The 23,708-nt window shown below is 37.8% G+C and carries 12 protein-coding genes; 8 read left to right on the forward strand and 4 right to left on the reverse strand.

Annotated elements, in window-relative coordinates; all coding sequences use genetic code 11:
• Nucleotides 1-20: 20 nt before the first annotated feature.
• Nucleotides 21-1,181 carry a cytochrome P450 gene (locus tag Q0983_RS02645; RefSeq protein WP_299548300.1) on the reverse strand — a complete coding sequence of 387 codons (1,161 nt, stop codon included), beginning with the start codon at nt 1,179-1,181 and terminating at the stop codon, nt 21-23.
• A 205-nt stretch (nt 1,182-1,386) separates the two neighbouring features.
• Here Q0983_RS02645 and Q0983_RS02650 point away from each other — a divergent pair, with 205 nt between their 5' ends.
• Nucleotides 1,387-2,226, forward strand: coding sequence for an AraC family transcriptional regulator (locus Q0983_RS02650; RefSeq protein ID WP_299548302.1), 840 nt, complete (start codon nt 1,387-1,389; stop codon nt 2,224-2,226).
• 59 nt (nt 2,227-2,285) lie between these two features.
• Here Q0983_RS02650 and Q0983_RS02655 read toward each other — a convergent pair whose 3' ends face one another.
• The 3 genes from Q0983_RS02655 to Q0983_RS02665 are packed head-to-tail and all read right to left on the reverse strand — an operon-like array spanning nt 2,286 to nt 8,707.
• Nucleotides 2,286-3,875, reverse strand: a complete 1,590-nt coding sequence (locus Q0983_RS02655) for an Ig-like domain-containing protein (protein ID WP_299548304.1) — start codon at nt 3,873-3,875, stop codon at nt 2,286-2,288.
• A gap of 15 nt (nt 3,876-3,890) precedes the next feature.
• Entirely contained in the window at nt 3,891-5,624 is a 1,734-nt protein-coding gene (locus Q0983_RS02660) for a RagB/SusD family nutrient uptake outer membrane protein (protein WP_299548306.1), read from the reverse strand.
• Nucleotides 5,625-5,635: 11 nt separating this feature from the next.
• Entirely contained in the window at nt 5,636-8,707 is a 3,072-nt protein-coding gene (locus Q0983_RS02665) for a TonB-dependent receptor (protein ID WP_299548308.1), read from the reverse strand.
• A gap of 500 nt (nt 8,708-9,207) precedes the next feature.
• Here Q0983_RS02665 and Q0983_RS02670 point away from each other — a divergent pair, with 500 nt between their 5' ends.
• The 7 genes from Q0983_RS02670 to Q0983_RS02700 all read left to right on the forward strand — a co-directional run bounded on the left by Q0983_RS02670 (nt 9,208) and on the right by Q0983_RS02700 (nt 23,707).
• Nucleotides 9,208-11,847, forward strand: a complete 2,640-nt coding sequence (locus Q0983_RS02670; protein WP_299548310.1) for a T9SS type A sorting domain-containing protein — start codon at nt 9,208-9,210, stop codon at nt 11,845-11,847.
• A 275-nt stretch (nt 11,848-12,122) separates the two neighbouring features.
• Nucleotides 12,123-13,715, forward strand: coding sequence for a hypothetical protein (locus tag Q0983_RS02675; RefSeq protein WP_299548312.1), 1,593 nt, complete (start codon nt 12,123-12,125; stop codon nt 13,713-13,715).
• Between the two features lie 146 nt (nt 13,716-13,861).
• Complete coding sequence (locus Q0983_RS02680) at nt 13,862-15,424, forward strand: sugar porter family MFS transporter (protein WP_299548314.1); 1,563 nt, start codon at nt 13,862-13,864, stop codon at nt 15,422-15,424.
• Between the two features lie 30 nt (nt 15,425-15,454).
• A complete protein-coding gene (locus tag Q0983_RS02685; RefSeq protein ID WP_299548316.1) occupies nt 15,455-17,554 on the forward strand; it encodes a beta-galactosidase in 2,100 nt (699 codons plus the stop codon).
• A gap of 14 nt (nt 17,555-17,568) precedes the next feature.
• Entirely contained in the window at nt 17,569-18,747 is a 1,179-nt protein-coding gene (locus Q0983_RS02690; protein ID WP_299548318.1) for a DUF6786 family protein, read from the forward strand.
• 355 nt (nt 18,748-19,102) lie between these two features.
• Entirely contained in the window at nt 19,103-22,177 is a 3,075-nt protein-coding gene (locus Q0983_RS02695; RefSeq protein WP_299548320.1) for a TonB-dependent receptor, read from the forward strand.
• 18 nt (nt 22,178-22,195) lie between these two features.
• Entirely contained in the window at nt 22,196-23,707 is a 1,512-nt protein-coding gene (locus Q0983_RS02700; protein ID WP_299548322.1) for a RagB/SusD family nutrient uptake outer membrane protein, read from the forward strand.
• Nucleotide 23,708: the final 1 nt, after the last annotated feature.

Here is a 23,708-nt window from a genome sequence, read left to right on the forward strand (position 1 = left end):
TAGTGTTTTAATGTTTTATTTTAAAGTTTGTTAAATTTTACCTGAATGCTATCGAACCCGACTTTACGTTCAAACTCATCAAGGTCTTCTATATTTTCCTTACAACCTAAAATTTCCATAGATTTTACTTTTTGAGTAAGGGTAGTCAAAAGGACTTTCATGATTTGACGGGCATGGGTAGCCCCTAAACAATTATGGGTTCCAAAGCCAAATGCTACATGCGGATTTACTTTTCGGTCCAGAACCACTTCATTAGCATTTTCAAAAACGCGTTCATCTCTGTTGGCAGCGGCCCAGCACATAGAGATTCTACTTTGTGCTTTTACGGCATGTTCGCAAACTTGAGTATCTTCTGTTACCACACGCCCCATTTGTGTCAGTGGTGAAAAGTAACGGATCAACTCTTCAATGGCGGTATTCATTATTTCCGGCTCATCACGTAAGCGTTGTAATGATGCCGGGTGGTCCGCAAAATAGGCTATAGAATTGGTAACCGCATTAATAACCGTATCCCTACCACCTGCAAAAGTCAATACCAGAACACCTTTTACCTCTTCCTTGGTCATTTTTTTACCATGAACTTCTGAGGCCAATAGCACCGAGTATAAGTCATCCCCCGGATTGGCAATAGCTTTGTCTATTTGGGCATCTATATAATCGTATAGTATGTTGGCTTTATCGGCATCCAAAGCGGTGTCTTCACTTCTGAATACATGGGTTCCCCAGGATATCCATAACTCGGACTCCTCATAAGGGATGTTTAGTAAAAGTGTCAAAGCTCTGGATTGTAATTTTAAAGAGAATTCTTCTACAACCTCTAAGCTGCCTTTTTCTAAAGCTTCATCTACAACCCCGTTAATTATATCGGTCAATTGGGCCTGATAAGCGTCTTCCAGAGGACGCTTAAACCAAGGGTCCAATAAGTCTCTATAACCTTTATGTTCCGGTGGGTCCACTTCAAAAGGAATTTGACGTGTCTCTCTAATGTGAACTTCAGAAGGTATTACAATACGTCCAACTTCTTCACCACCAGATTGAAAGGTCTTCCAGTTATGTGCGCATTTACGAACATCTTTATGGCCAAGTACCATTACAACCGGGTCATTCTGATCGTTCATTTCACCAAAACCTTTACCTTCTCTGGCTTCTTTAAACGGGTCTGAAAGTGTGCTTTTTTTCATCTTTACAGTTTAGTTTTATCAATTCGGTTCGGAGTAAATCCACTCTATGGATTCCTCATTTTTTAAAGTGTGTTTAGGGCGAACAAACTTTCAAGGATACAAATATTGCCATTAAATACATATGATAATTATCTTATTTTGCTGAATAAGTAAACTATTTTGCGTTATATTTTATATTTTGCTTAAAATTTAGGCATAATAGACTATGAAACCGGTATTAGAGCAAATAAAATTAGGTGAAAAGAGATCTATTCTGGCTTTCAAATATTCGGGAGAAGATTTTGATGCGCCGTGGCATTTTCATCCGCAACATGAGCTTACTTTTATAACTAAAAGTGTAGGGACAAAATTTATTGGTGATTATGTGGGCTCTTATCAACCCGGTGAGTTGGTGTTATTACGATCTTATTTACCACATTGTTGGAAAAATTTCCAGGAGCAGGAAAAACCGGAATCCATAGTTATTCATTGGAACAAAGGTATTTATTCCAGAGTACCTGAACTTGAAGATTTGTTTAATATGTTAAAAGCGGCTTCCAGGGGCATTATCTTTTCTGCTGAAGATGTGGTACGTTTAAAACCCGGAATTGAACATTTATTGGATGTAAGAGGGCACACCTTGTATCTCAATTTATTGGAATTGCTGTTGGATCTATCCAAATGCAAATTCAAATACTTATCTCACGCTAGTTTTGAAGATGATATTCCAACAGAATACGGTAGTAGAATGTCTAAGATCCATGATTTTATAGAAGCGAATTATCAGCGCAAAATATTTTTAAAGGAAATGGCAGATCTGGTAAATATGTCTGAACATTCATTTTCTCGCTTTTTTAGTAAGATGATGGGCAGGCCTTTTTTTACATTTTTAAACGAATACCGAATCAATATTGCCAGCAGAATGTTAATTGATACCGATTGGTCTGTTGCCCAAATTGGTTTTGCATGCGGCTATGAATCATTGCCCTTCTTTCATAAGCAGTTTAAAAAGGTAAAACATGTTACGCCTAATAAGTATAGGAGTAAACATTTGGCCAATAGCTAAAAAAAAGGAAAGCGTTATACTTTCCTTTTTAAATCAAACTACTAAACTAACTAAATAATCTAAGGTCTACTGGTTAATTTATAGACTGTTATGTCATCCATGTAAAACTTAAGTCTTTCAGTATTGGTATTAATCCCTCTTATCATATAAGATACGTCTCCCGAGGCTGCAAATTGAACCACGGCAGAACTATAGAACCATTGCCCGACTGGTGTGGCAGGCGTGAACGTTACATTATCCCCAATGCCCCAATTGGTGCCAGGTGTCCAGTACATTCTAATGTTGGCCTCGCCTGTAATGTTTCCTAAATCTTCAACATAGATCCAGGCTCCCATTTCGTAGTTGGCCCCAGATTCTACCGGGAAGGTAATATTATTGCCTCCGGCATCTCTATGCCCCATGATCATACCACCATTAGGCCTAAACTCAATATACATACTTTTATCTCCTGTTCGCGCTCTGTCAAAAGACACATTGTAATCATATTCGCCCCATTGGCCGCCCCACCAGAGGTAAGGCCAATTGCTGTCTTCCGAAGTTTCAAAGGAATAATCTACATCAGTACTTTCAAGAACATTGGTCTTAATGAAATCAGTTAATACGGCATCTGTTATAGCTGTAGAGGCTACAGCGTCTAACGTACTTAGTAATCCAGGGGTGTACGATACTTTAACCGTATCATCATTATACATGAGCTCATTGGCTAATTCAATTACTAATACGTTACCCTCTTCAGAGTCTACAAGCACACTGGCTATTTCGGGATTTAAAACAGCACCTCCTGCGGTTTCAATAGTAACTGAAAAGTTATTTTTGTTAACAGTTTCCGGGTTCATTTCCCTACTAAACTCTAAACCAATTTTGGTTTGGTATTCTTTTTCAAACACTCTGTCCAATGTAACGGGCTCGGTTGATGGAATTACTTTTATAAAGTTTTCTATAAAAATGGTATCGGCATCAGTAGGTCTGGCCCTGGATGCGATGTATTGTAAATCCCATGTACCCAGCTTGCTGAATCGCATATCTACTTCGGCCCCGTCACTCGTTTCTAGAGATGTTGGTTTTCCTCCGGCAGAAGACCAAACAATTTCCTGAGGTTCTCCTATAGCACTATAAGTCAATCTAACATATTTACTTGCCGTAAGTTCATTCTCGGCATTGTTAGACATGTTCAAAGCGTCACCTGTTGAGCCATCTTCGTTTATGTAATAGGCTTGGATGTTAGACTCCACCCAATCCAAAACCGTTACTACTATGGTGGTATCCAGTTCTCTTCCAGCTATGGGTGATTGACTATCTTCATTGGGATAAACATCACCTTTAAAGGTTTGATTAAGATTTATGTTGTAAATACCGGGCTTATAAAATAAACCCTTTATGACATCTTTTGGAGATGTATTCCCGTCTTCACCTGCTATTCTGGCGGCACTTAAATCTTCAGGAAAAGACCAGGTTCTTGATTGAACCCCCCTTGATAAGTCACCAAAATCAATATGGCCACCTGGATTTATGGTGTTGTCAAAGTTCATTTCTGAAGTTACTATAACTCTATGGTTTGGTTCAACCAAACTAACCGAGTCATCTTCAAAACAACCAACAAACAAGATGGTTGTGAGAAAAAATAAGGTTAAAAATTTAATACTTTTCATAATTCATACAATTTTTTAGTTAGACAACCCATCGTTTGTTTGAACTTCGCCGCTTGGAATTGGGAAGTAGTTGTGCTGAGCAGGGTCATAGTTTTGAGCAGCCAGAAAAAAGTCCGGTCTTATTCTTTCTACAATAAACAGAGGTGCAACACCGCCATTATTTACTTGTAAAATGGCATCTTTGTTAGCTTCTCTCCACACTTCATCGGCTCTTAATTCATCAAATACCTCCTGAACAATACCCCAACGTACTAAATCTTTCCATCTGTGTCCTTCAAAACATAACTCCAAAGTCCTTTCAACACGTTGTAAATGTGTCAATACATTTTCAGTATTGGCAGGCACCAATGGGTGATCACCATGTACTTGTTTACTAACATGGAATTGAGGGAACATGCCTCCATTATTATCCATATAGTGTTGCAGGGTAAAAACACCGGCTCGTCTTCTTACCATATCAATATATTCAATGGCTGTCATATAATCACCGTTGGCGTTTAAAATAGCCTCTGCGTACATCAATAATACATCGGCATAACGTATGTGTCTAAAGTTAATCCCGGACCTGCTTTGGGCAGGTTCAGCCGGTAAATGGTACCAGTTTGAATGCTTTTTTACATAAGCACTTTGACCAAAGCCCCAACCTCTGGGTTCTCCTTGAGGAAGTAGGTAGTATAAGCCCTCAAAATTTCGAGGAGCAATAGTAGCATTCATTCTTGTAGATTCTACATTGTCATCATTTATAGGGTTATCCGGGTCTACCTCATCATATACGAGCATTTCATGGAGGTTATATGATGGTAATACCGTATTAAAGGCACCAAAGTTTAATTGACCAACTGCTGTTGCCATAGTTGAAGATTCTGCTCCGGACTCAAAAGAATTATCATCCACTGCAGCACCAGGGACTCCGGGGGCTATATCAAAGGAATAGTTAACTTCAAAGATGGATTCTTCATTGAACTCGTTTTCATGCCAGAAATTATCTGTAATATCCCTTGTCAAGGCGTAAATGCCGGAATCAATGACATTTTTAAATAAATCAGCGGCCATGCTCCAATTGTTATCATATAAATATACTTTCCCTAAGAGCGTAGTGGCTGCTCCCCATGTGGCGCGCCCTGCATTGTTATCATCCCAGGTTTGAGGCAGATTTGCTATGGCGTATTCTAAATCAGGAATAATAATTGTAGAATTGATGTCTGCTATAGAAGAGAAGGGCTTATTAAAATCCTCAATTCCTTCAGCAACTTCCTGATGAATAACCCCACCTCCATAAGTGTGTGCTACCTGAAAATAGTAGAATGCTCTTAAAAACCGTGCTTGCCCCTCTATTTCAGCTCTTGAATTACCACTGAATACGGCTGGGTCTGCGTCCTGGATAAACTGGATTACCTGATTAGCCCTAAAGATGCCAACATATAATTGGTCCCACTTATCGGTAACATGATAAATACCATCATTATAAGTCAAGTTTCTGAAGGCATTAGGACGGTACCAGGATTCTGTACCACAAATATCTCCAAGCACAAATTCATATTGTAATTCACCACCACTTACACTTTGGAATTGCAAAGCTCCATAGACCGTAGTCAGGGCACTGTTAAATTGTTTTTCTGATTGCCAAAAAGTTTCTGTTGTAATGGCATTTGGGTTAATTTCTTCAAGAAAATGACTTTCGTTGCACCCTGTAAAGGCCAGCGCACATAGGAACCCAAGTTTTAATGTTATATTTTTTAATATTTTCATAATACTTTTTTTTAGAAATTTAACTGAACCCCTAACATAAACTGACGCGTAACAGGATAACTACCACTGTCTACGCCACGAGTAAATAGGCCGTCCCCACCAACTTCGGGATCATAGCCTGTATAGCTTGTAAATGTAAATGGGTTTGTAGAAGTTAAAAATACTCTGACTTTGTCAATCCCTGAAGTTTCTGTAATACCGGGAACGGTATAACCTAAAGTTAATGTCCTTATTCTTAAATAGCTTCCGTCTTCCAGGAAATAATCTGATGCAGCCCTAACATTACTGTGGAAAGCATTTTGTCTGAATGTCGGGATATCGGATGTTGGGTTTTGAGGGCTCCACATATCCAATAAGTCTCTGTGTCTTCCTCCGGTATAAGCGTAAAGTTTTGCACCATTATATATTTCAGTGCCACCAACATAGTAACCTTGAACATCAAAGTCAAACCCTTTATACTGTAAGTTTAAGTTTAAACCGGCCTCAAATTCCGGTTGTCCGGACCCTGAATAAACTCTATCGTTGTCATTAATGACACCATCTCCATTAGCATCTTTATATCTCATGTCACCAAGTTGTGGCGTACTTACATTACTTAGATCTAACTGGTTATATTCATCCAGTTCGGCCTGAGTTTTAATGACACCATCCGTTTGGAATAAGAAGAATGCACCGGCTTCATATCCTTCGGCCAAAAACGTTGTAAATTCAACATTGTTTCCTCTGGATTGTATTGGTCTACCGTTGGCGTAGCCTCTTTCAACACCATTTAAATCAGTAACTTCGTTGATGTTTTTGGTAAATGTACCGGCTATACTGAATTTTAAATCGCCAATTTGGTCTTTATAGCTGGCGGCAATTTCAATTCCTTTATTAAACATGTTACCGGCGTTAACGTTTATAAAGTTAAATTGAGTGGCTGCCCTGGGTTGATGCGTACCTGAAGATGGCGCTATACGTTGCTGTAATAGCATGTCTCTTTTGTCATTTTGATACAAGTCCGCCGTAATATTTAATCTATTCCTGAACATCCCCAGTTCAATACCAATATTCTTTGATATAGTTGTTTCCCAGAAAATATCCGATGTATAACGTCTTTGAACAGAGCCGAATTCAAGGTCTTCATCAAAACCAAAAGGATAATTTATTCCTGTTTCAATTACCGGTTGATAAGAGTAATCTGAAACACCTTCATACCCAAGTTCCGCCCAACTACCTCTTATCTTAAGAGAGTTGATAAAAGGCACATTAAACCAATTTTCGTCATGAACGTTCCACCCTGCAGAAAAGCCATAAAAGTCTCCATACTTATTGGCACTTGAAAATTTAGAAGAACCATCACGCCTGTAACTTGCAGATAATAAATACTTTCCGGCGTAGTTATACTGAACCCTTCCCAGTTTACCTGCTAACGTTCGGTTGATATCGAATGAATTTGGTTTTACACCTTCCGCTCCGGCACCTAAGGTTTGAATATCATTACTTGCGTTTTCATCAAATATGACACCTACACCTAAGGTTCTTGACTTAAAGCGTTCATAAGATACAACACCTAACAAGTTTAAGTTATGCTGACCAAAACTTGTAGCATAATTTAATATATGCTCTATGGTTTCTCTTTTGGTAAAGATGTAATCTTCATCTAATGATGCCTGAGGTCTGGATGCGGTTGCGTTAAATACGCCATCTCTGGAGAAGGCCAAATATTGAGGTTGGAAGAATTTTCTAAAGAAATTCCACTCGTTTCTACCAAGGTTTAATTTGTATTTTAAGCCTTTAAGAACTTCATATTCCAAATTAAGAGCAATATTGTTAGACTTTACTTCTCTTTCATCAATATTGTCTAATTGTCTGGACAAGAAACTATAAAAAATTTCGTTTCCTACATCTAACTCCACACTATTTTGTCCTACGCTGGGAATAGTGCTTAGTGGTCTGGCCCAGGGCGCTTGTCCAATGGCATATTCGTATAAAGACCAGGGTTCCTGTGTACGGTTTTCAGTAGTAAAACCTATAGTAGCAAAGGCCTTGAACTTACCTTTATGGAACTGACCGGTAATTCTGTTTGATAAACGATTAAAACCGGAATTAATTAAAACACCATCTTGTTTAAAGTAGTTGGTTGCAAAGTTGAATGTTAAGTCCTGAACACCTCCTGAAAGGTTTAAGTTAACATTTTGTACGATTGCGTTATCGTTTTGTACATCTCCAACAAAGTCTGTGTCAAAATCTAAGGCATCCGGTTGAAAGAAGAACGTTAATGGTTCCGTGCCTAATTGTTCGGTTGTTACCTCTAAGTTGTACAATTGCTCTACGGTATTCATTAAAGGGGTTCCTGAAGTAATGTTCTGGATACCGGTGTAAGTAGACAGATCTACTTTCATGTTACCGGACTTCCCTTTTTTAGTGGTGATAAGGATGACACCACCGGTTGCTCTAATACCGTAGATTGCGGCAGAAGCACCATCTTTTAAGATATCTATAGATTCAATTTGTTCCGGTGGTATGTTTGGATTGCCTTCTTGCGGAATGTTGTCCACAATATATAAAGGCTGACCACCATTAACAGAGGCCAAACCACGAATTTGTACATTGGCAGCTTCTCCGGGCCTACCGCTGGCGGCCTGAATATTAACCCCGGCAACTTTACCCTGAATGGCTGCCCCTAAGTCCGCCACAGGTGCTTTAACAATTTCGGCAGCGCTTACTTTTGCAACAGCTCCGGTAACCTCTTTCTTTTTCTGGGTACCATAACCTACTACCACAACTTCTTCAAGTTGCGATAAGTTTTCTTCAAGGGTTACGTTAATTGTTGTTTTACTACCTACAGAGACTTCTCTGGTAGTATAACCAATAAAGCTAAAAACCAACACATCATTTGGTTGGGCGCTTATTTCATAGTTTCCGTCAAAATCAGTTGCTGTACCGGTGGTGGTATCTTTTACCAAAACAGTAACTCCCGGTAAAGGAAGCCCTCCTTCGGCAGATACTACTCCTTTGATAGTTTGACTTTGAGCGTGAATACTTCCACAAATAAGAGTAAACATGACAACTAAAAACGCATGTTTAATCTTTTGTTTCATACAAAAGTTCAATTTCATCATATATTTAGTTTAGTTAAATGCTTCGAAATTATGAAGATGGCGCACATGTTAACTTATTTTCAACTCTATTATAACTTGACAAGTGCGAAATTTTGAAAGAAAAAAACTTGATTAAAACTTAATTTTAAATTTGTAAAATACTTAAAATCAGTTGTTTAACAATTAAATTCTTAGTTTCTATGGTTTTTTATCAAATTATTAACTGAATGATTTAAGGTAAATAGTCCCAAATTTGTTATCCGATACTTGTTATATTGTATGTGTGCTATTTTTTCTTGACATTTTTAGTTTACTCAGCATTATTTAATGATTTTATTCCCTGAGAATGAGGTTTTTATTATAGAAAAATCAACTTTTAGATAAATAAAAAATTTATGGGTCATTTACCCGGTTGTGAAGTTTATGTCAAGTTTGTTTTCATAGTTATAGGAGCAGTTTAACCTATTTTAGCAGTTGCCAAATATGCTAAAATGATGTTAATGAAAAGAACTGCAGTTTATTTTTTATGGATCCTTTTTCCCGGATTATGTTGCGTTAATGCCCAAACAAGTGTTACTATAAACTTCAATGTAAAACATACGGTTGGTGGTATTGATACCTTTAAGAGAGAAAAATTTATTACAATTCATGCAAACCAAACCGAAAATGAATGGGATGGAGATAATTTCACATCCGATTTAAGAGATCACTTTTTGAATGGTTATGATGTTTATTTGGGTAGAGATACAGGTGGTATTACATGGCACTTAAACAACATGGCCGAAGATCCGGCGAGGCCTGGTTTTGCTGATCCTGCCGAAATTGCATCAAAAGGATTGAACTCAAGAAATAACTATGCTTCCAAAACACACCTGCATGCATATGAAAATAGAAAATTGAACCATGTAGTGGCTGCTCAATTACATCCTTTTTGGACTGGAGAAAGTCAACGTGCAACTAGTAATACAGGATGGAAATTGGCAAGTCCTATCGCCACAGGTGAATATATGGGGCGTTATTTTAACGAATTTCATGGAGGTAACGGACAACCTGAACCAGACTGGGTTGAGGTTATTAACGAACCTGCTTATGAAGCCCTTGGCGGAAAAAGCAATTATACGAATTCTTTACAGGAGATTGCCGATTTTCATGTGGAGGTGGCAGAAGCTATTCGTGCTCAGAATGCCAATTTGAAAATAGGAGGTTATACGGCCGCTTTTCCTGATTTTGAAACCGGTAATTTTCAAAGGTGGATGAATAGAGACAAACTTTTTATTGATGTGGCCGGTGAGAAAATGGATTTTTGGTCATGGCATTTGTATGATTTTCCGGTTTTTGGAGGCAAGATGGATTTACGTTCCGGAAGTAATCTGGAGGCCACTTTTGATATGCATGATCATTACAGCATGCTAAAGCTAGGTGAAACTAAACAATATGTTATTTCAGAGTACGGAGCTCAGACACATGATTTAAGAAATGATCCCTGGAGCCCCTATAGAGATTGGTTATTTATTAAAGCTCAAAACGCCATGATGATGTCTTTTATGGAAAGACCGGATGCTATTGCCATAGCTATACCCTTTACCATTGTGAAAGCAGAATGGGGTTTTAACAATACTCATAACGTCCCTTATGGCGCTCGTTTAATGAGAAAATCTAATGAGCCTGCCAGTTATACGGGGCAATGGGTATATACGGATCGTGTTAAGTTTTATGAATTATGGCAAAATGTAAAAGGCACCAGGGTTGATACCAGATCGGATAATTTAGATATTCAGGTTGATGGTTATGTTGATGGAGCTAAAGCGTATGTTATTCTAAATAATTTATTGTTTACTGATGAAGAGATTGATCTTTCTATGTTTGAATTAAGTGGGAAAACCATGTCTTCAATAAATAAAAAACACTTATACCTTAGTGGGAATGCACCGGTTTTTGTAGACGAATCAATACCTGTAAATACTACCGCTGTTACCTTGAACGCTGAAAGTACCATGATTTTAGAAATCGTTTTTGACGATACAGTATCCATAGACGAAACAAATGAAGAGGTCAAATACTATGCTACGGAATATTTGAAACCGATCACCGCAAATCAACCGGTAACGTTTCAAGTAAATCATGTTGTAAAGAACACTTATGGCGAAGCAATATTAAGAGTTGGAATTGGTAGAGATCATGGAAAAGAATTGAAACCAATTATAAAGGTGAACACTACCGAGATAAATGTACCTGATAATTGGAGAGGTTATGACCAGGCAGATAAAGGAAGATTTTTTGGGACATTAGAGATTCCTGTTCCTTATGATATATTAGGTAATGATAATACCATTTCCGTTGAATTTCCTGACTCCGGGGGGCATGTAAGCAGTTTGATACTACAAGTATTCAATTTTAGCAGTAATATTAGAGAAATACATCCTTCTCAATTGCCTTCCGGTAACTATAGTATTAAAGGAACTGGTGCAACGTGTGTTGGTAAAAATAACGGTAGTATTAATGTGGTGACTACATTCACTCAAAACTATAAAGTTGCCATAACAGGGCCTGACGGTTATAATGAAAGTTTTGACTTCAATAATGTGTTGGATATTCAGGATTTGTCCCCGGGAACATATCATATGGTTATGACAGTGCCTGCATATCCGGATTATAGTATTGAGTTTGTAGTTGAAATTGGTGAGCCTGAACCGCTTAGTGTAACGTCTAAAGTAAGCGATTCAAAAAATACGATTACGCTTAACCTTGAAGGGAGTAGTTATTACTATATAGATATTAATGGAAAGGAAATTCAAACAAGTTCTGGTATTATTACGCTAGACCTGGTTGATGGTGTTAACACTTTAAAAGTTAGCACAGATAAAGATTGCCAGGGCACCTATGAGGACACTTTTTTTATTGATACATCTTTCTTTTTGTTTCCTAACCCTGTCCGGGAAGAACTTACAGTTGTTGTATCTGAAAAATGGATCAATTCAACCGCACAAATTTATAGTGTCATGGGTACGTTGGTAAAAGAAATGTTGATTTCTAATTCTCAAAATAAAATACCGGTTGGCAACTTAAGACAAGGTGTGTATATAATCACTTTTGAAAAAAATGACAAGAGAATGGGCTTCTCTAAATTTGTCATTAAATGAAAACTTACTAGACAATATATAAAAATACTGAATTAAAAGACTTTACTTTTTAATTTTTAAACCAACAATAGCTTAATAACTAAAAATTAAGTAAAAACTGATTTTATTGAGGTTTTCAGGCGGTGTCAAGATACTAAAGTTCAGTTTTTGTCAAGTTTTAAACTAGACATTCTTGCGGATTAAGCTCTATATTTGTAATCAACTAACTAAATTAAACTTGATATTTAACTGCTATGGATGCTATATTCAAAATAGTTGCGTGTAACTTATTTTTAATGTTAACTTCTTACAGTAACGCAACCACATTAATTCAAAATGATTCATTAAATCAAAGTGCCATTCATTTAAGGCAAAATGCAAATGAGATAAGATATAAATATCCTGATAGTGCATTAGTGCTATTTGAAAAAAGTTATCAGCTATTCTTAAAATCCGGAGATACTATTGAAGCGGCTAATGCGCTTAGGTCAAAAGCAGATATTTTTGAAAACAGGGCCAATTATTCAAAATCTTATGACGCCTATTGGAGTGCCTTAATGCTTACAGATAGATTAGAAGACCAAAGTATAAAAGCTTTAATTTATCATAGGTTAGGGAGGGTTTACAGTTACTTTAAGAGAGAAGACGAGTCGTTGAAGTATCTCAATAAGGCACTTGAAATTCAAAAGGAAATGGCAAAAAGCGGGACTATTGATGAAACAGAGGTGATTCCTTACTATTACTTTATTGCTAACACTTACAGGGAGCTGAACAATATTGAAAAGACAGAGGTCTATCTTGACAGTTGCTATCAGATCATGCCGGAAACTGAGATAGATTTTCCCAAAGCACTTATACATTTTGAAAAAACGCATGTTTTATTTAAAACTAATCAGCAAGAAAAAGCTTTGAAAGTAATGGATAGCATTTTTCCGTGGTTTGAAGAAAACAATGCCTCTTATTTGGTTATATTTTATAAGCATTGGGGAGATATTCATTCTGATTTAAATCACTTAAAAAAAGGTGAAGACTACTATACTAAAGCTTTGGGAATTTCAAAAGAATACAATTCCCATATAGATTTTACACCTTTAGTGCATGAAAAATTATCAGAGTTATATTTAAAGCGGAATGATTATGCCAATGCATTTTTACACCTTCAAACAGCCAAAGATTTAGACAGAAAGTTTTTTGATAGCAGGAGTTCAAACAATGTGTCTTTATTGGAAATAAAGGATTCCTATAGAAAAGAAAAACTAAAGCAGGAACAGCAAATACAGGAGCAATATTTGAAACAACTGGAGCAGGAAGAGAAAATCAGAAACCTTCAGATAATTATTTTAATGGTATCGGTTGTTTTCGTAGTGGTTATTGCATTTATTTATGTAAAACACTTAAGAACCAAACATAGAGCAGAGAAGGAACTTATTAGAAAGAATCAGGAACTGGAAAACAAAAAAACGCAAGAGTTATTAGAGTTAAAGAACAAAGAACTGGCAGCCTCTGCTCTACAGTTGATTGAAAAGGAGGAGTTTCTAAAAACCCTTAAGTCTAAGGTTAGGGGGAAAGATGAAAAGATAAAAGTACATGAGGTCAATAAAGTATTGCGTTCTATATCTGTAAGTAATAACCAGAATTGGGAAGAATTTAAATTGCGTTTTATTGATGTTAATAAAGAGTTTTATAATAAAATGTTTGCAAAGTACCCTAATCTTAGTCAGGGTGATCAAAAGATATGTGCCCTGATAAAACTGAATTTTTCCAGCAAAGAAATGTCAAGGTTATTGGGGATTTCTGTTGAGTCTGTACACACATCACGTCATAGAATCAGGAAAAAAATGAACCTTCCAAGAAGTATTAATCTGGAGGACTATATAAACTCATTGTAATTTTTAGTCTAGTTCTGTCTGCAGCTTTATTAGTGTTTATAGGTATCCTGTATAGTTTTTGTCAAGTGCTTATAATGAGAATCACTATTTCTTTGCGCTAAATTTGAGAACCATGCTTTTTTAGCAGAAAACCAAACAAACTAAATATGTCAAGTAAACAACTATTCACCATTCGAATTGCTGCGATTGTGGCGTTGGGAGGTTTCTTATTGGGATTTGACGCCTCTGTAATTTCGGGCGTTGTAAAATTCATTGAACCGGAATTCAATTTAACGAAAATACAATTGGGATGGGCTGTAAGTTCCATCACTTTAACCGCTGCCTTTGGTATGATAATAGCGGGCCCGATGAGTGATAAATATGGCAGAAGAAGATTGCTGAAATATGCTGCAGTTCTGTTTACCATTTCTGCTGTAGGTTCTGCCCTGGCCGGAACATTCTTTTGGTTAATTATCTTCAGAATGATTGGAGGATTAGCAGTTGGAGCCGCTTTAATTATTGCGCCTATGTATATTGCTGAAGTGGCACCTCCCGAAAAACGGGGCCAGCTGGTGTCCTTCAATCAACTAAATATTGTTATTGGTATTTCCATTGCCTTTTTTACTAATTATTTAATCCTTAAGTGGGGGAATTCTGAGGCCGCCTGGACAGAAAGTATAGGGTTGGGAAAATGGAATTGGCGTTGGATGCTGGGATTGGAAGCATTACCGGCCATTTTGTACTACTTCGGATTATTCATGGTGCCTCGCAGTCCGCGATGGTTGATGGTTCAAAACAGAAAAGCAGAAGCACTTGAAGTGATGAAAAAAGTGGCCACAGAAGACCAAGCCGAAAATCAGATACATGAAGTTGCGCAAAGTATTTTAGAAGATCAAAATAAAGAAAAATCAAAGCTTGGAGATTTATTCAAAAGATCTTTGAGGAATGTCATTATAATAGGTCTTATTGTTGGGATCTTTCAACAAATAGTGGGGATTAACGCCGTGCTATTCTACGCCCCCATGATTTTTGAACAAACGGGTATTGGTACTGACGCCTCTTTTGTTCAGGCCGCCCTGGTTGGGTTAACCAACCTTGGATTTACCATAGTAGCTATGCTGGCCATCGATAAATTTGGCAGAAAACCATTGCTTATTGTTGGTATGGTTGGAATCGCAGTTTGTTTGTTCCTATTGAGCTATGAATTTAATAATGCTACCTACACCTTAAGCCAGGAGGCAATTGCAAATCTTCCGGCCGAAATAAACAGGGAGCAAATTACGCCACTTCAGGATAAAGTCTTTGATAATGACCTTGATTTTAAAGCAGCCATTGCTTCAGCATTGGGAGAAGCAGCCGCTGGAGATCATGAAGCCACTTTGGTTACGGCTTCGGCAAAAATGAACACCATTTTAATTTTAATTGGTATCATTGGTTTTGTGGGGGCTTACGCCATGTCCATTGGCCCCGTAATGTGGGTATTGTTTTCAGAACTCTTCCCAAACAAAATCAGAGGAATTGCTATTTCATTTGTAGGGTTGGTCAATTTGGGAGTTGCCTTCCTGGTACAATTATTATTTCCATGGCAATTGGCAACACTTGGTAATTCATTAACCTTTTTGGTCTTCGGCATATTTGCCGTTTTAGGATTTATTTTAATGTGGTTAAAGGTGCCCGAAACCAAAGGGAAGTCGCTTGAAGAATTGGAAGCGCTTCTCGTAAAAGAATAAGCAATCAAAATGAAATAATCTAACAAACCTATGAGAACATTTAAAAATTTAGCTTTTTTAGCGGTATTACTGAGCTTAGTAAGCTGTCAGGAAAAGCAGCAAGAGCATAAACTATTGTTATTTGATTTTGAAGATATTGCACAGGCGAAACTGGTAAAACCACAAGACGCCACATTTGAACTTATTGAAGGTGAAACCAATAATTATATAAAAGTAAATAATGGTTTTACCATTAGAGAAACAGGCGTGCGTCTGGTGAGTCCGGAAAATCAATCATGGGATTTGTCGGGTTACTTTCAGGTAAAGGCGGATGTTTCTAATGCAGGCGATGAAGCTATTCAGGTAGAATTATTCGTGGGGAATGATCCGGATGGGCTGTTGCGTTGGTATTGTTCAGATTATGTGGACTTAGAACCGGATGAAAGTAAAACCATTACGGTTGATTTAGCCTGGACGCCCTGGATTCATAAGCCTCAAATTGAAGTAAACGGACTAAGAGGCGTCCCCGGAAAGATTAAAGCCGACCTTACAAAGGTCACTGAGTTTACTTTTTGCTCACGTTACGCCACCCAGCCCAATAATTTTACAGTGGATAACGTTAGGGCGGTTGGAAAATACGAAGAGAAAAGTCCTGAAGGCTTCTTTCCATTTATTGATGAATATGGGCAATACATTCATAAAGATTGGCAAGGTAAAATGCATTTTGATAAAGAACTTAAGGCATTTGCAAAAAAGGAACTGGAATATTTAAAGGCTTCCAAAGGCGCTGAAAATATTGGGAAATTTGGTGGTTGGACAGCCGGTCCGAAACTGGAGGCTACGGGATTTTTCAGAACCGAAAAAGTAAATGGCAAATGGTGGATGGTGGATCCCGAAGGCTATTTGTTCTGGACAGCCGGATTAAATTGTGTGGCCTCTGAATCAGTATTTACCGGTATTAGCCATAGAGAAGATTATTTCAAATTTTTACCTGAAAGAGACAGTATTTTAGGTCAGTTTTACGGTACGGGAACCCATGCATCTCATGGGTTTTATAAAGACAAACTTCCTTACGACTCCTATAATTTTTATCAAAGTAATTTGTACAGAAAATATGGAGATAATTGGTTGGAGACCTTTCAAAATATGGCGCACTTAAGAATTAAGGATTGGGGTATGAATACGATTGGGTTTATGTCTGATTTTGGAGCTACACGTCAACAAAGAACACCTTACGTTGGGTCAATATGGATTAGAAATACCCCAAAAATTGAAGGATCAAATGGTTTTTGGGGTAAATTTCATGATGTTTTCGATCCTAAATTTAGAGAAGCGGTCAGAGCATCGGTAGAAAATCAAAAAGAAGGCGCAAATGACCCATGGTGTATTGGCTATTTTATAGATAATGAATTGTCCTGGGGTCTATTAGGGTCTCTTTCGGTTGGTACTTTGAAAAGCCCCGCCACGCAACCGGCTAAAATAGAATTTGTTAAAGATTTAAAAGCTAAATATGTAGACATTACCAAGTTAAATGAGTATTGGGGCTCTAAATACATTTCCTGGAAGAACCTGCTGGAATCTACGGAAGCACCTAATAAAGAATTGGCAAAAGAAGATTTAGTTACTTTTTATGAGAAGATAGCGCACACGTATTTCAGTACCATTTGTGAAGAATTAAAACGCGTAGCACCAAATCAAAACTATTTAGGTTGTAGGTTTGCCTGGGCAAATAATGATGTGGTGTTAACAGCAGCGAGTCAGTATTTAGATATCATGAGTTTCAATAAATATGAATACAGTATTGAAAAGATGTCTTTGCCCGAAGGCGTTGATAAACCTGTACTGATAGGTGAATTCCATTTTGGAGCCCTGGATAGAGGGAATTTTCATATAGGAATTAAAAAAGCAAAAGATCAGGCAGAGCGAGGGCAAATGTATCAGGACTACATTCAAGGTGCTTTACGTAATCCCTACATAGTGGGCGCACATTGGTTCCAGTATTTGGATGAACCTAATACAGGTAGATTTGACGGTGAAAATTACAATGTTGGTTTTATTGATGTTTGTGATAATCCGTATCAGGAACTCATTGAAAAGGTCAAAGAGACTACTTACTCCATGTATGAGTACCGAAGTAATCATAAAAAATAGTTTAACTTTAGCTCATGATTGCTAAAAGGTATCAACTATTAATATTTTGCTCAACACTTTTAATGTTGAATTGCAGGCAAGGCTTAAAAAAGGACACCTTTGCTTACCATTTAGAGCAACTAAAACCTATAGACGGGCTTGAAGTATTAAAGTCAGGAGAATCAATGATAGCCGTTTCCGGGATTTATCAAGCCAGGGTTTTTGCAAGTTCCTCGAAAGGTATGAACGGGAGACCCTATGGTTGGTTTAGTTCAGATCTGATAGAGAATAATGAGCACGCCTCAAACATGGCCTATTTGGGAGGTGAAAGCAGAATCTGGTTTGCTCCGGAATTGGGCAAATATTCTGTTTTCTTTGATGCCAATGCAGAACAGGTAGATGAAAACATGCGGGCTCCACATGATTTAAATACTAAAAAGTTTACCGAAAAATTACGGACAGAGCATGCCATTACCTATGTTGGGGACATGGAAATTAAAAATAATCACAACTATACATTTTCAATTAGCTTAGAACGGACCGTATCATTGCTTTCAAACAAACAGATTGAGCAAAACCTGGATATTAGTTTGGACCATATTTCCTATGTTGCTTTTAGAGCCGAAACCACTATGACTAATAAGGGTTCTGAAAAATGGCATAAAGAAACCGGGTTATTATCCCTTTGGGAATTGGGCTGTATGAATACAAGTGCGGATAACAGAGTGATCATTCCGTTGACAAAACAAACGGATTCTATCACAGAATATTTTACTAAAACCACCGGTGACAGGATGCAGATTAAAGATGCTGTGGTTTATTATAAAGCCGATGCCCGGGGGCTTAATAAAATTGGCACGCCACCACAGTTTACAAAAAATGTTATGGGGAGTTATTCTCCGGAAAACAACTTACTTAACATTGTTACATTTAACTTTACAAATGATGGTGTTTATGTAAACTCATTACCGGAAAATAATACACCTTATACAGGCGATGTTATTAATATCTTCAATGGAAACGTAGATACCGCTTTAGGACACAAATGGCCTTTTTATGAGTTCGAATCATCATCTTCGGTAAAAGAACTGGCTCCTAACGAATCAATGTATCATTCACAAACCACTTACCATTTTGAGGGTGATTTTAATGCTTTAAATGCTATTTCCATAACTGTTTTAGGAGTGAATCTGAATGATATTCCAAAGTTCTAAAAAACGTAATTACTTGTTAAAATTTTGAATCAGGCCTCATTTTCATTGCCTTCTCTTTTTAACAACTTAACATTTTCGAAAAATTTACGTAAACCTTTTAGAAAATTTACGTAACACATTTTATAGGCGTTAACAAAACCTTCAAACGTGTAATAAATACAACTATTTTGAAGCTTCCTGCTTAACAATTTTTTAACAAAGCCCCCTTTTAATTAAACGCTCGTTTTGAGTCCTGTTTTCCGATTTTCTTTGGTAATCACCTTATGGAGTCCATAATTTTATGTCGAAAAATATACTGATTTAGTAACATACTACTCAATTTATTACCAACTTCTAAAAAGAATAAACTAAAATTATGAAAAACGTATTCTCAAAGATGGCATTTGTGGCACTACTATTGTTTGTCACGTCTGCTTTTTCTCAAAGTGTTTCTGGTAATGTCACTTCCGATACTGGTCCGTTACCAGGAGTAAACATTATTGTAAAGGGAAGCACTGTTGGGGCAACAACAGATTTTGATGGAAATTTTACCATTAAAGCTTCTGCTAATGATGTATTGGTATTTAGTTATTTGGGTTACAAAACTCAAGAAGTAAATATTAATGGTCAAACTAGACTCAGTGTTTTCATGGAAGAAGACACCGGTGTTTTAGATGAAATCGTTATTGTGGGTTATGGACAAACACAGAACAAAAGATCTGTAACTACTTCCATTTCAACAGTAAGCACCAAACAATTAGAGGAATTACCGGTACAGCGGGCTGAAGCCGCACTTCAGGGAACGGTTCCCGGAGTGGTTGTAGTGCAAACGTCCGGTTCACCGGGAGCGCCACTTACAATTAGAATGAGAGGTATTGGGTCGCCCAATGCGTCTAATCCGCTTTACATTGTGGATGGTTTACCCGTTACGGATTTACAATACTTAAATTCAGCTGATATTCAATCTTACTCGCTTTTAAAAGATGCTGCAGCCACCGCCATTTATGGTGCTCGTGGTGGTAACGGGGTTGTTTTAGTGCAAACCAAAAGAGGAAAGGATACCGATGGAAAACTTAAAGTGTCTGTTTCCGGGTTTTACGGAACACAATCTTTAGGCAATAAACCGGACATAATGAACGCCAGTCAATACGCTCAATATTACAATGAGGGTGTTGCTTTGGCTGGAGGCAATCCGCCTAACGGACTAAGAGGGGCCTTCTCAGATTCCGAACTAGCTTCTTTGCCGGATACTGATTGGTACGATGCTATTTTCGACGATGCACCCATTAGAAATACCAGTGTTTCCATTATTGGAGGGAATGATCGTGTAAAGTATGCTTTGGCCGGCGGTATTTTTGACCAGGATGGTATTGTGGGAGGAAACCAGGATAAAGCAAATTTTAGAAGAGAAAACTATAGAGGTAATGTAGATATGAATATTACTGAAAATTTTAAATTATCTACATCCTTCGATTTTTCCGATTACGGCTCAAGATTCGTAAGTTTAAATAACGGCGGTACCGGAGTTGCTTTAATGAATTATATTAATGCGCTGCCTTCCATATATCCTATATATGCTGAAAACGGAGAGATTTTCAATATGGGACGTCAAAACCCGGCACCTGTTTATAACGGTGTTACTTTAAATACCATTGGAGCTGTGACTAACCCTATTTGGAGTTTAGATATTCAAAACAACAGAGCTCAGTCTAATGTTAAGTTGATTAGTGCTGCGGCTAATTGGGAACCCGTTTCAGGGTTAAGCTTAAATGCGTCATTCTCTGATTACAGAGTAAGGACTACAAATGAAAGCTTTACACCGTTTTTGGAACATCCGGAGCAAACATTTACAACGCTAGGTAATGTTAACTATTCTGGAAATATAACCACCTTTAATAGAGATCAAGTAACCTTGACGGCTCAGTACGATTTAGGTCAACATATTGATGATAATCATAGCTTAAGAGTTTTAGGTGGTTACGAGGTGTTGGAAGATCGATTAGAAATAGGGGATAATATTAGAGTCAATGCTCCCGATATAGACCCAACAGGTTTTGGTGATTTAAGTATTGGAAGTTTATCGGAGTCCGATTTAGATGCCTTAAACGCCATTGTGAATCCCGGGGCCATTGCAGAAACAGCTTTGATTTCTTACTTCGGAAAATTGGATTATAATTTTAAAGAGAAATATTTAGCCAGTTTCACCATAAGAAACGATCGATCTTCGAATTTTGGGCCTAATAATCGGTCGGGTTGGTTCCCGGCGGCGTCTGCTGGTTGGGTCATCTCGGAAGAAAGTTTTTTAGAAAACACAGATGCCATTAACTTATTAAAACTTAGAGCAAGTTGGGGTATAAGCGGTCAGGATGCATCGCCAAGAAACTTAGCATTTAAATCCACGGTAAACTCTAATATAAGTACCGGTTACGGTGGTACACCCGGTGTTGTACTTACCGGTTTAGCTAACCCGGACTTAAAATGGGAAGAGATAACATCTGCCAATATAGGTTTAGACTTAAATGCTTTCAATAATAGTTTTGGATTAACAGTTGATTATTATATTAAGAAAACTTCAGACATTTTGTTACAGGCTAATACACCGTTGGCAACCGGTTTAAATCCATCCGTAGTAAATGTAGGTGATGTAGAGAACAGAGGTTTTGAGATTATGACGTCATACAGAAAGAACAATCCTGACGGATTTTCCTGGAATGCAGCCTTTAATATTGGTTTCAATACAAACGAAGTAACCAACTTAGGAGCTAACGGACAGGCCTTGGAAGGTGGATTTACTGGTCAGTTGTTTGCAGACCCCATTACCTTAACCGCAGTTGGGCATCCGGTGTCCAGTTTCTACGGATATGAAGTTGAGGGTATTGACGCAGCAGGAAATCTACTGTTTAAGGATTTAGACGGTGTTGGATTAGATAAGACACAACCTACTATTGGAGACAAAACCTTTATTGGAAATCCGTTGCCGGACTTCACCTATGGTATCAACCTGGGAGCAAGCTATAAAGGATTTGACTTTAGTGCCTTCTTTTACGGGTCACAAGGAAATGACATTTTTGATGCTACCATAAGGTATGATGCTATTGGTTCTAACAGACCGGTTAGATACTTACAGGATAATGCCCCAAAGAACATTGTACTTGGTGGTACTAATGGCGAACAATTAGTGTCTGATTTTCACGTTCAGGATGGCTCCTTCTTAAAGCTAAAGAATATTGCTTTAGGATATACGCTGCCTGAAAGCATATCTAAAAAGATTAGGGCCGAAAAAATTAGAGTATATGTGTCTGGTCAGAATTTATTGGTAATTACGGGCTACGAAGGTGTTGATCCTGAAATTGGTCAAAGTAGTGCCAATAATATGCTGGACATGGGTATTGACAGAGGGTTCTATCCTCAGGCAGAACAAATATTGTTTGGTTTTCAACTTGGATTTTAATTAAAAAAAGAGAAAAAGATGTTAAAAAATAAATTTTTAGCCATAGCAGTAGTCGTTTCCAGCTTATTTGTAAGCTCTTGTAGCGACGATATATTAGACAAAGAACCCATTACTGAATTGGTTGCGGAAACTGCTTTTGAAACAGAGGCAGATATTCAAAAGGCATTAAATGCGGCTTATGATGCATTACAATGGCAATTCGTGAACGGATTTCATACGTTCCCGCAAATATTTCAGTCTATTAGAGCTGATGACCACCATTCACAACAGGCGGCGTTTTGGGCGCCCGGTTTAAACTTTGACCAGTTTTCAACCATTTTGCCTTCAAACCAAAATGTGGCAGCTGTATGGAGTAAATGGTATCAAGGCGTTTCAAGAGCCAATTTCACTATAAAACTTGCTAATGAGTTTGATAACTTTAGCAGTCAGACAGCAAAAGATTATATCATTGGAGAAGCTAAATTCTTAAGAGGGATCTATTACTTCGAATTAGTAAAATTATTTGGGGGTGTTCCTTTAATGACCGAAGCCATTACCAGTACGGAAGATCAGTTATTCTATCCGCGTGCAACGGCCGCCGAGGTATATGCTCAAATTGAAGCAGACTTATTGGATGCGTCTAATTTACTTCCTAAAAAAGGAGCCAGGGAAAACTGGAGGGCAGACTCCGGAGCTGCTTTAGGGTTCTTAGCTAAGGTACATTTGTATCAGGGCGAGTATTCAGATACAGTAACATACTGTGAAAAGATCATGAATGAACATAGTTATGCATTAGAAACTAATTTCTCTGATAACTTCAAATTAACTAATGAGTTCGGCGTAGAATCTTTATTCGAGATCAATTATGTAGACGGATTAGTAGCAGGAGGCTTCGAACAAAATCAACAGCAGGAAGGTTCCGGTTCCTGGCAAATGATGTTCATGTGGATTGCCGGTAAATATACCTCCTGGGGTAATATGATACCAAGACAAACCCTGGTGGGTATTTATGATGATGCAGACCAAAGAAAACAAGGAACTTTCATTTTACCGGGATCAGATTTAGGGTCGCCTTGGTTAGCTTCTAGGGGCTGGGATCCGGCACCATCAAACTTTGGGTTTGCTGTAGGTTCTAACGCTATGAACAGAAAGTTCTTCTTAACCTACGAAGAAATAGATGTGTTGTTAAGTGTGCAGCAATCACCGCTTAATGAAAAAATGTTACGTTACTCAGATATCCTTTTAATGCATGCTGAAGCATCCATTATGGGTGGTGGCGGTAATGGTCAGGCGTCGTTAGATACGGTAACCCAAAGAGCTTTTGGAGGTACAGTTCCATATACTTTGGAAAACATAAAAACCGAACGAAGAAAAGAACTGGCCACAGAAGGATGGAACCGATTTACAGACTTAGTGCGTTGGGGCGATATTGGAGCAGCCATGACCGCAGTAGGCAAAAGTTTCACACCTGGCAGGGATGAATTATTACCAATTCCACAATTGGAAATTAACCTGTCTGACGGACTGCTAACACAAAATCCGGGATACTAAC

The sequence above is a fragment of the Seonamhaeicola sp. genome (genome assembly GCF_028281565.1).
In the GTDB taxonomy this organism is placed as follows: domain Bacteria; phylum Bacteroidota; class Bacteroidia; order Flavobacteriales; family Flavobacteriaceae; genus Seonamhaeicola.